This is a genomic window from Clostridium sp. CCUG 7971, assembly GCF_017590215.1.
Lineage (GTDB): Bacteria > Bacillota > Clostridia > Peptostreptococcales > Peptostreptococcaceae > Faecalimicrobium.
In genome coordinates this window covers 22849-34135 of record NZ_JAFFPK010000009.1, presented here as the reverse complement: position 1 = coordinate 34135, position 11287 = coordinate 22849, and the positions used below count along the sequence as shown (strand labels likewise).

Genomic DNA, 11287 nt, shown 5'->3' with positions numbered 1-11287 from the left:
CATTCAAGTGACTAGTAAGACACCTCTCATAATAATACTCCCGTAAAAGAGAGTAAACATTCAAGTGATAGTAAGCACTCTCATAATAATACTCCCGTAAAAGAGAGTAAACATTCAAGTGATAGTAAGCACTCTCATAATAATACGCCTGTAAAAGATAGCAAACATTCAAGTGATAGTAAACACTCTCATAATAATACTCCCGTAAAAGAGAGTAAAAGTAGTCATGATGAGAAAAGTGTTCATGAAAGTAAAAACTCAGAAAATGAATAATATAATTAGAGACTGTCTGAAAATAAAAGTATAGCTCCACAAAAATGAAATGGTGAACTCATTTAGAGTTCACCATTTCTGTGTATAATTTCAAAAAATTATCAGTTAAAATCAGATGTAACTGTTTATCTTGAAAATATATCTTTGCAATTTTTTTATCCAATGTAATCCCTCCTCAAGTCGCTCTTGAGTAAAGTTTTCCTCTATACGGTAATTTATATTCTAAATAAAATACCCTATTTTTTGTTACTTTATGCATATTTCTGCTCATCAAAATCTTTGATAGGTATGCGTTACAATCCATTATACATATCATAATTTCCTTATTTGTATGCTATATAATCTATTAATTATCCAACATCCATGTTTGATGTAACTACTACTTATATTTCCATATATTTGAATGCCATTTTATACTAAATCATTCCCATAAGTTTAGGTATAAATAAACTTATTTGAGGTATAAATGTTACTAGCATAAGAACTATTAATATACCTACGTAGAATGGTAATAAGTATTTTATTACATCTTCTATCTTTGTTTTACCTACTTTACATCCTATAAACAATGTATTTCCAACTGGTGGTGTTATATTTCCTATACATAAGTTAAATATAAGCATTATACCAAATTGTACTGAGTCCATTCCAAAGTTTTTAGCTATTGGTAAAAATATTGGTGTAAATATTAATATCGCTGGTGTTAAATCCATAAATGTACCAACGATTAATAATATTAAGTTCATTATTAGTAATATTACAACTGGATTTGAAGATATTCCTAATAATATTTCAGTTATAGCACTTGGTATATTTGTAAATGCCATAACCCAAGACATTATAGATGATACCCCTATTAAAAATATTATTATACCCGTCATTTCAACTGTTTCTAATAATATTCTTGGTATGTCTTTTACCTTTATTGATTTATAGAAGAAAAATGATAGTATGAAAGAGTATACAACTGCAACTGCTGCTCCCTCTGTAGCTGTAAATATACCACCTACTATACCACCTATTATTACAAATATTAACGCTAAACTTGGTAAAGCATCTACAAATATTTTCATAGCTTCTTTGAAACTTATTTGATATTTTGATGAATACTTATATTTCTTAGCTAGTATAAAAGCAACTGCCATTACTGATAATCCCCATAGTATACCTGGTATGTAACCTGCCATAAATAGTGCTGCTACTGATGTTCCACCACTTACTAATGAATATATTATAAGCGAGTTACTTGGAGGAATTAAAAGTCCGGTCGGTGCAGAAGCTATATTTACTGCTGCACTGTAATTTTTATTATATCCTTCAGCTTCTTGAAGTGGAGACATTGTTCCACCTATAGCAGCTGCTGCTGCAACAGAAGAACCACTTACAGCTCCAAATAACATATTTCCTACTACATTTGTATGTGCTAAAGATCCCGGTAATTTACCACTTAATACTTTTGCAAAGTTTACTAATTTTAAAGCTATACCACCGTTGTTCATTATGATTCCCGCTAATACGAAAAATGGTATTGCTAGTAATGAGAAGCTACTTATACCTGTAAATATTCTTTGTGCTCCAGTTAATACTGCTACATCCCATGATAATGTAGTTAATATACCAAATATAGATGCTATTCCTATAGTTATAGATATTGGTATCCCTAATAAAAGTAATATAGGAAAAACAATAGCTATAGCTGTACCTGCTTGAAATGCTAATTCCATAATCTTCTCTCCCTCAGATTAATTATTATTTACAACCTTTTTTGATGATATTGATTCTTTTTTTAAATCAACTAAATTTAAAATATTATATATAATCGTCATTATCCCTGATAAAGGTAGAGCTAGATAAATATATCCCATCGGTATACCTAATGCAGGAGAAACTTGACCCATAGCTAACATACTTATTTGAACTCCACCTAAAACTAAAACCAATGCTGAAAATGCCATTACCACTAATTCTGTCGTTATGTTTAATATCATTTTTACACTAGGACTTTTTGATTCAAGTTTCTGTCTAAAGAACACCATAGTCATATGATCTTTTTTTCCAAATACATATGATGAACCTAGTAAAGCCATCCATACAAATGAATATATTAGTAAATCTTCTGATACTGTACTTGGATTATTTAACACATAACGAGTTATTATTTGCCAAGTACCTAAAACTACCATAAATGCTAGTAGTGTCATACATATGACTTCTATTACTTTGTTTAGCATATTTCTTAACTTATTCATCTTCGTTCCTCCTCCTACTAGTATTTATTTACTTTTTTTGGTGCTTTTTCTTGTATTTTATCGTATACAGCTTTTACTTCTTTATCATTTTCAGTCATCTCTCTATGAAGTGGTAAAACTTTTTCTTTAAATGGCTCTATATCTGGATAGTAGAATTTAACCCCCATCTCTTTAGATTGTTTTACTGCTTCATTTACTTTATCTTCCCAAGCATCAACTTCAAATTTGTTTATTTCATCAACTGCATCTAATATTATATTTCTATGTTCTTCACTTAAATTATCTAATAACTTAGCATTCATTATTAATATGTCTGGAATCATACCATGTTGGTTATATGAATAATGTTTTGCAACTTCTCCATGCTTATTATTAGTAAGTGCTAATTCATTATTTTCAGCGCCATCTATAACCTTTTGCTGAAGAGCAGTATAAACTTCTCCGAAACTCATTGGTGTAGCAGAACCACCTAATAATTCCATCATTCTTATGTTTGTTTGACTTTGTTGTACCCTTATTTTCTTCCCTTTTAAATCTTCTGGTTTCATTATAGGCTTATCTGTTGTGTACATATTTCTTGAACCTGCATCAAACCATGTAAGACCAACAAATCCAGATTCTCTAGTTGATTCATATATATCATCCATTATATCTTTATCATTCATTACAGAATGATAATGTTCTTTACTATCAAATAAGTATGGAAGGTTGAATACACTATATGATTTATTAAAACTTTCAAGTAAACTTATACTTCCAACAGCTATATCTATAGCTCCTGTTTGAGTAAGTTCTACCGCCTCACGCTGTCCTCCTAATAACTCATTTGGATATACCTGTATATCTATTTTATTATTAGTTTTATCTTCTACTATTTTCTCAAACTCTTTTAGAGCTAAATGTATTGGATGTTCCTCTCCTTGGTTGTGAGCAACCCTCATAACTCTTGCTTCGTTTTCTTTACTTGAGCTACATCCAACTACTGATAAGCTAGTTATGGCAACAAGTAAAAGTGCCTTAATCCTTTTATTCATCTATAAATTCCCCCTAGGATTATCTTATAAAATATTTTTTAGCGTTGTTGTAACATATATCTTCTACTACATTTCCTAATATTTCTAAATCGCATGGATATTCTCCATTTTCAACTAGCTTTCCTAAGTAATTACAAAGAATTCTTCTGAAATATTCATGTCTTGTAAATGATAAAAAGCTTCTTGAATCCGTAAGCATTCCTACAAATTTACTAACTAAACCTAATTGTGAAAGTGCTACAAGCTGTCTTTCCATTCCATCCTTTTGGTCATTGAACCACCATCCAGATCCAAATTGAATTTTACCTTCAACTTGTCCACCTTGGAAGTTTCCAATCATAGTTCCTAATACTTCATTATCTTTTGGATTTAAGCAATAAAGAATAGTTTTCGGTAACTTACCTTCTACATCTAAACTATCTAATAATCTTGATGTAGAGTAAGCGATTTCCCCATCATCAATACTATCAAATCCTGCATCTGCTCCAATAGCATTAAACATTCTAGTATTATTATTTCTAAGTGCCCCTATATGAAGTTGCATTACCATATTTCTTTCACTATACATTTTCCCTAATTCTATTAATGTAAATGTTATGTATTTTTGAGCATCTTCTATGCTTATCTCTTCTTGCGCTAAAACTTTAACAAATATACTTGCAACTTCTTCTTTGTTAGTAGATTTAAAATAAATTCTTTCTAAACTATGGTCTGTTATACTACAGCCATTATCTACAAAGTAATCTAACCTTTTTTCTAATATTTCTATTAATTTATCATAGTCTTTAATTTCTGTATTTTCTATTTGCCCTAATAACTTTATATAATCACAAAAATCTTTATTTTGTATTTTTAATGCTCTATCTGGTCTAAATGTAGGTCTTACCTCACACTCAAAGCTATCATCATCATTAATTTCTTTATGATACTTTAAATCATCTATTGGATCATCTGTAGTTCCTATATAAACTACATTAGACATACTTATTAATTTTCTAGCAGTTAAGCGCTTCTCGGCTATAGTATTATTGCATTTTTCCCAAATATCTTTGGCAGTTTTTACACTTAAAGTTTCTTCAATATCGAAGTATCTTTTAAGTTCTAGATGTGACCAATGATATATAGGGTTTCCTATTAAATATGGCATCATCTTTGCAAATTCGTAGAACTTTTCAAAATCACTAGCATCACCAGTTATATATTTTTCATCTATTCCAAAACTTCTCATGGCTCTCCACTTATAATGATCATGGTATAACCACATTTGAGTTATATTTTCATATTCTTTATCCTCTGCTATCTCAACCGCTGGCAAGTGACAGTGGTAATCAAATATCGGCATTTTTAAAGCATTATTATGATATAAGGTTTTAGCTATTTCATTTGATAATATAAAATCTTTGTCCATAAACTTTTTCATAGTTTTCTCCTAAATCAACATTTTGATATCGTTTTCTTAACATATTAAATATTAGCATGAATCCTAATATTCTCCAATATGTTTCATTATTTTACTTTTTTATACATTTTTTATAAAATAGTGTTTTAAAATAAAATTTATTTCAAAACACTATTTTTATTATTTATTTTTATTTATCGCTTCTATTAATCCATTTATATATACAGCCCCTAATGCTCTATCATATAATCCATATCCTGGCCTTCCAGTCTCTCCCCATATCATTCTTCCATGATCTGGTCTATATGGCCCTGTAAATTCATAATCACAGTATGCTTTTACTATTTCATAGAAATCTAGTGACCCTGCCTCAGATAAATGAGCTACCTCATTGAAACTACTATCTCCTGTTATTAAAACATTTCTTAAATGAGCAAAGTTTATCCTGTTCTTTTCTTTTCCAAAATAATTAACCATTTCTACTACATCATTAGTTTTAGTACATCCTAATGACCCTGTACATAAAGTTACACCGTTATATTCACTATCATAAATATTTATAAATCTTTCTAAATTTTCAAAGTTAGTTATTATTCTTGGAAGTCCAAATATTCCCCATGGTGGATCATCCGGATGTATAGCCATTTTTACGTTACTTTCTTCAGCTACAGGTATTATTTCTTTTATAAAGTACTCTAAATTTTCCCATAATTTTTCTTCATCTATATTTTTATACTTATCAAGTAAAGCACCTAGTCCACCTTCACCGTAAGAAGTATCCCATCCCGGAAGCTCTAACTCACCAAGTGCTGGATCCATTTTCTTAACTGTTTCTTCATCATATATTAAGCAAGTTGAACCATCTTCAAGCTCATAATTTAGATCTGAACGAGTCCAGTCAAATACTGGCATGAAGTTGTAACATACTGTTTCTATACCTGCTTTTCCTAAGTTTCTTAATGTTTCCTTATAGTTTTCTATATATCTATCTCTAGTTGGTAAACCTAATTTTATATCTTCATGAACTGGTACACTTTCTATAACTGAAAGTTTTAGTCCATTATCTTCTACATTCTTCTTTAACTCTAATATTTTTTCTAATGGCCAAGCTTCTCCTACTGGTATATCATATATTGCAGTTACTATGCCCTTCATACCAGGTATTTGCCTGATATACTCTATTTTTACAGGATCATCTTGTCCATACCATCTAAATGTCATTTCCATATTTTAGTTCCCCCGAATTATCTTTTTATATTTTGTAATCCTTTTTCTATTAAACTAGTTACACTATCTTTATCTACTATATTTATATCACCTTTTATAGAGTGCTTTAATGCACTTGCACAAACTCCAAATTCTATGATTTCTTTTTTATCTAAGTTATCTAATATTCCGTGAAGTATACCTGCTGTAAAGGCATCTCCTCCACCAACTCTATCTAGTATGTCAAAGTTATATTCATTTGAAATATATAAATTTTCTTTATCAAATAAGTAACCTTTTAGTGAGTTATTGTTTATTGAATGAACACTCCTCTTTGTACAAGCTGCATATTTTATATTTGGATATTTTTCAAATAATCTTTCATATAAATTTTTAAGACTATCTTCGAATTCTAAATCACAAGCTTCATATTTTAATATGTTTGTCATATCTAAACTTCCTAAAAAAGCTATATCCACAAAAGGAAGTACTTCTTCTAAAAAACCTTTAGCATCTTCTAAACTCCAAAGCTTCGCTCTATAATTAGAATCTAAGGATACTAGTATACCAGTTTCATTGCAATATTTTGCTATTTCTATAGTTAAATCATATAAGTCTTTACTTAAGGCTGGTGTTATACCTGATAAATGAACCATTTTTATACCTTTTAGTATTTTTTCTATATCAAATTCATCTTTATTCGCCATAGATATAGCTGAATATTTTCTATCATATATAACCTCAGTACTTCTAAGTCCATGTCCAATTTCTAAAAAATAAATACCAAGTCTTCCATCACCTTGTAATATATCACTTGTATCTATATTATAACTTCTTAAGTCTCTTATAACTTTATCACCTAAAGAGTTACTAGGTAATTTCGTTACAAACTTAGTTTCATGTCCAAAGCTTGCTAAACTTGCAACTACATTTGCTTCTCCACCACCATAAGTTGCATCAAAAGAATTAACCTGTATAATCTTTTGATTATTAGTAGGCGTAAGTCTTAGCATTATTTCTCCAAATCCTAAAACCGTTTTATTATTTGCTTCTAACATTTTTTATTTTCTCCACAAATTCTTTAGCTAGTTTTTCTATATCTTCTAAGCTTCCTGCATTAAATAATGAACTGCCTACTCCTACACAAGATACTCCCATTTCAAACCACTCGTCTACATTATCTATACTAACTCCACCTGTTGGCATTATCTCAACATTAGGTATTGGAGCTTTTATGGCTTTTATATATTTATGTCCAAATACATCTCCTGGGAATAATTTAACCATCTTGTTTCCTTTTTCTAAGGCATTCATTATCTCAGTAACCGTCATACACCCTGGTAAATAAAGAGTATTTAGTTCCTTACAAACTTCATTAACTTCTTCATTATATCCTGGGCTTACAACATATTTTGCTCCGGCTAAGATTGCATCCTTAGCCATTGCTCTATTTAAAACACTTCCAACACCTAATATTAGATTTTCATCATTTCTTAATTCATTTATTAATTCAACAACATTTGGTATTGAGTAAGTTAATTCTACTGCTTTTATTCCACCATTTACACAAGCATTTATATATCCTTTAGCTTCGTCATGGTCTTTTGCTCTTATTACAGCAACTATACCTTCATTCTTTATAGCATTTAACATAACTTCCTCCTATACACCTGAGTAAGCACTAAATGCACCATCTACTGGTATTACTACACCATTTACAAATCCTGATGCTTCACTACTTACTAAATATAATAATGTTCCTATTAATTCTTCAGCTTCTCCATATCTTCCCATTGGTGTACTATTTAATATCTTTTGGCTTCTTTCTGTTGGAGATCCATCTTCATTAAATAATAATTTTTCATTTTGAGCCGTTACAAAGAATCCTGGTGCTATAGCATTTACTCTTACACCTACTTTTGACATATGTACAGCTAACCATTGAGTGAAGTTACTTACTGCAGCTTTTGCTCCTGAGTATGCTGGTATTTTAGTAAGTGGAGTGTATGCATTCATTGAAGATATATTTATTATTGTACACCCTTCTCTGTTTATCATATCTCTACTAAACTCTTGTGATGGAAGTAATGTTCCTAAGAAATTTAAGTTAAATACGAATTCTACTCCTTTTGGATCTAAATCAAAGAATGATGTTAATTCTTCATTATCTAAATCTTCTTCTAATAAGTATTCCTTAGTTGTTGTTCCCTTTGGATGGTTTCCACCTGCTCCATTTATTAATATATCACATGGTCCAAATTCTTTTAGTATTATCTCATGTGCTCTTTTTAAACTTTCTTTATCTAAAACGTTAGCTTCTATTCCTATGGCACATCCACCATTATCTATTATTTCTTGGGCTTTAGCTTCACAAGCATCTTTTCCTAATGCAAGTATAGCTACTTTAGCTCCACATTTAGCTAAAGCTTCAACCATAGCCCCACAAAGTATTCCTGTTCCACCTGTTACTACAGCTACTTTATTATTTAAATCAATATTAAATGGTAATTTCATCTGTTGTACCTCCACCTTTCTTATATACTTGTATACTAGCATATTAATTTTTCTAATGCAATACCTTTTCCCTAAATTCTACAAAAAATTACAAATAAAAAACACCTGTAATTACAGATGTATTTTTTATATACTTTTATTGGAAAAATGCCTTTATTTCTTCATTTTCATTTATTAATATTTCCCATTCATTTGCAGGCTCTACTATATGTTTATTTACATATGTATCTATCTTATCAAACTCATTATTTTTAATTATCTCTATCATTTCTTCATGATGTTTTATTATTTGCATTTTATTACTTTTCATTTCAGATAAAAGCCTCATTCTATTGTAATGAGTGCTTATATTCATAATAGTATCCCATATATTACCTTTATTACATCCTAGGAATATTATCCTATGAAAATTTTTATCTAAATTATGAAACTCAATTTCTTTTCCTTCTTTATCTACAACTAGTTTTTGGGCGAATAAGTTTTTTTCTAGTTCTATAAATAATTCTTCTGGAAATTCCCTACAAGCTTCTTTTAATACTTCTTTTTCTAATACAGATCTCATAAATATTGCTTCATTTATAAGATCTCTATTTATCAATGATACATAAGTTCCCGCTTGCGGTTTAACCTCTATAAGATGCTCATTTTTTAATCTCATTAATATTTCTCTTATTGGTGTTCTAGATATATTCAATGTTTCAGATAAATTAGATTCACTTAACAATTCACCTGGTTTTAAATCTAAAGACATAATGTTATCTTTTAAAACTCTATAAGCATATTCTTTCGCTGTTTCTTTATGTTTTCTCTTGTAAAGTATCATTTTTCCTCCAATATATTATTTTAATCTATGTTATAAAATTAGTATTAATATTCTAGTATATTAATATATATTCTTTTTTATAATATCTCTTAATTAGATAAATTTAAAGAGTAAAAAGAATTTATTATATTATTTTTAATGTTTTTATTTTGAGTTTTGCTAACAAATTTAGGTAAAATACTTTGTTTTAAGAATGTAACTTTTAGATATAAACTTATTTTTATAACACAGTATTTTTATACTAGTAAAACAAAAATAATGGATAGCTTAATCGCTATCCATTTATATAATCTTGATATTTAATTGTTGTGTGTTATTTACCTTATTCTATATCTTACCATTCAACTATCTTTCCATCAGCTATAGTTATAATTCTATCAGCCATTTTTGCAATTTCATCATTATGAGTTATCATAACTAATGTTTGATTAAATTCTTTAACACACATTTTTAAAATATCTATTACTTCATCTGTAGTTTTTGAGTTTAAATTTCCAGTAGGTTCGTCTGCAAATATTACAGAGTGTTTGTTTGCAAGTGCTCTAGCTATTGTAACCCTTTGTTGTTGCCCTCCTGAAAGTTCATTTGGAAATTTATTAACTTGATTTGATATACCTATCTTTTCAATTAAAGTATTTATGTACTCTTTGTCTTCTTTTTTTCCATCTACAGATACTGGAAGAATTATATTGTCATATACATTTATGACTGGTATTAGATTATAGATGTGAATTTATGAGGTTGTATTTCTAAATCTATCCCATCTAATACATAAACCTTAAATCCATTATTTCATAGTGATAGAGGATTCCAATATACACATAAAGCCTTAAAAGATAAGTTAGATAAGCAAGGAGCAGTTCAAAGTATGTCCAGAGTAGCAAAATGTATAGACAATGGTTCTATAGAAGGTTTTTGGGGTATTATTAAATCAGAGATGTACTATTTAAATAAATTTCATATATTTGATGAATTAAAATCAGCAATAGATAATCATATAAAATTTTATAATGAAAAAAGATTACAAAAAATTAGATGGTCTGGCTCCGTTGGAATATCGAAGTCAGGCCTTAATTGCCTAGTTTGATTATTTAGTTTAAGCTATTTTTCCATCTTTTATAACAACTACTTTATCCGCTATATTTGCTATATCATTGTTGTGAGTTATCATAACCAAAGTCTTCCCAAATTTTTTAACACTCTCTTTAAGAAGATTAATAACTTCATCAGTTGTCTTACTATCTAGATTTCCTGTAGGCTCATCCGCAAATATTATCTCTGGCTCATTTGCAAGTGCACGAGCTATCGCTACCCTTTGTTGCTGACCACCACTTAATTGATTTGGAAATTTATTAATCTTGTCTCTAAGTCCTAAGATATCAATTATGCTATCAATGTATTTTTTATCTACTTTTTTATTATCTATATCTACTGGAAGTACTATGTTATCGTACACACTTATAACTGGTATTAAATTAAAACTTTGAAATATAAATCCAAATTTTCTACTCCTAAGCTTTGATAATTTATCCTCTGATAACTTAGATATATCATCTCCATCTAGTATAACTTCTCCACTTGTTATACTATCAAGACCAGCTATACAATGAAGTAGAGTACTTTTACCGCTACCACTAGGGCCTATTATTGCTGTAAATTTTCCTTTTTCAATAGATAAGTTAATATTTTTTAATGCTTCTACTTTATTTTCGCCTTTTCCATAAGTCTTACTTAAATTTATCGCATCTAATATGTTCATCTCAGCCCCACCTTTACTCTTCATTTCTAA

11 protein-coding genes and 1 pseudogene are annotated in these 11287 nt (G+C 29.2%); 1 reads left to right on the top strand and 11 read right to left on the bottom strand.

The genetic code is table 11. From position 1 onward, the window contains the following. Nucleotides 1-689: 689 nt before the first annotated feature. The 10 genes and pseudogenes from JWF52_RS01635 to JWF52_RS19590 all read right to left on the bottom strand — a co-directional run. Nucleotides 690-1997, bottom strand: a complete 1308-nt coding sequence (locus tag JWF52_RS01635) for a TRAP transporter large permease (RefSeq protein ID WP_208331614.1) — start codon at nt 1995-1997, stop codon at nt 690-692. Between the two features lie 18 nt (nt 1998-2015). Then, nucleotides 2016-2522: a TRAP transporter small permease gene (locus JWF52_RS01630; protein WP_208331613.1), complete on the bottom strand. Its 507-nt coding sequence runs from the start codon at nt 2520-2522 to the stop codon at nt 2016-2018. A 17-nt stretch (nt 2523-2539) separates the two neighbouring features. Beyond that, the gene (locus JWF52_RS01625) at nt 2540-3556 is read right to left on the bottom strand and encodes a TRAP transporter substrate-binding protein (RefSeq protein WP_208331612.1); all 1017 of its coding nucleotides are present in this window, start codon (nt 3554-3556) and stop codon (nt 2540-2542) included. Nucleotides 3557-3575: 19 nt separating this feature from the next. Next, on the bottom strand, nt 3576-4976 hold the full coding sequence (gene uxaC / locus JWF52_RS01620; RefSeq protein ID WP_208331611.1) for a glucuronate isomerase: 1401 nt from the start codon (nt 4974-4976) through the stop codon (nt 3576-3578). 159 nt (nt 4977-5135) lie between these two features. Continuing rightward, a complete protein-coding gene (gene uxuA / locus JWF52_RS01615) occupies nt 5136-6182 on the bottom strand; it encodes a mannonate dehydratase (RefSeq protein WP_208331610.1) in 1047 nt (348 codons plus the stop codon). Nucleotides 6183-6199: 17 nt separating this feature from the next. Continuing rightward, complete coding sequence (locus JWF52_RS01610; protein ID WP_208331609.1) at nt 6200-7219, bottom strand: sugar kinase; 1020 nt, start codon at nt 7217-7219, stop codon at nt 6200-6202. Then, a complete protein-coding gene (locus JWF52_RS01605) occupies nt 7203-7814 on the bottom strand; it encodes a bifunctional 4-hydroxy-2-oxoglutarate aldolase/2-dehydro-3-deoxy-phosphogluconate aldolase (RefSeq protein WP_208331608.1) in 612 nt (203 codons plus the stop codon). Before JWF52_RS01605 ends, JWF52_RS01610 begins: the two co-directional genes overlap by 17 nt. Before the next feature lie 9 nt (nt 7815-7823). After that, nucleotides 7824-8675, bottom strand: coding sequence for an SDR family oxidoreductase (locus JWF52_RS01600; protein WP_042276285.1), 852 nt, complete (start codon nt 8673-8675; stop codon nt 7824-7826). Nucleotides 8676-8811: 136 nt separating this feature from the next. Continuing rightward, nucleotides 8812-9498 carry a GntR family transcriptional regulator gene (locus JWF52_RS01595; protein ID WP_208331607.1) on the bottom strand — a complete coding sequence of 229 codons (687 nt, stop codon included), beginning with the start codon at nt 9496-9498 and terminating at the stop codon, nt 8812-8814. Between the two features lie 508 nt (nt 9499-10006). After that, nucleotides 10007-10213 (bottom strand): annotated as a pseudogene (locus JWF52_RS19590) (ATP-binding cassette domain-containing protein); the annotation flags it as partial. 153 nt (nt 10214-10366) lie between these two features. On the opposite strand from JWF52_RS19590, the gene JWF52_RS01585 reads away from it, so the two are divergent. Further along, a complete protein-coding gene (locus JWF52_RS01585; protein WP_286183946.1) occupies nt 10367-10585 on the top strand; it encodes an IS3 family transposase in 219 nt (72 codons plus the stop codon). 9 nt (nt 10586-10594) lie between these two features. Here the strand turns inward: JWF52_RS01585 and JWF52_RS01580 are convergent, their stop codons facing one another. Further along, entirely contained in the window at nt 10595-11257 is a 663-nt protein-coding gene (locus tag JWF52_RS01580; protein WP_208331606.1) for an ABC transporter ATP-binding protein, read from the bottom strand. Nucleotides 11258-11287 lie beyond the last annotated feature (30 nt).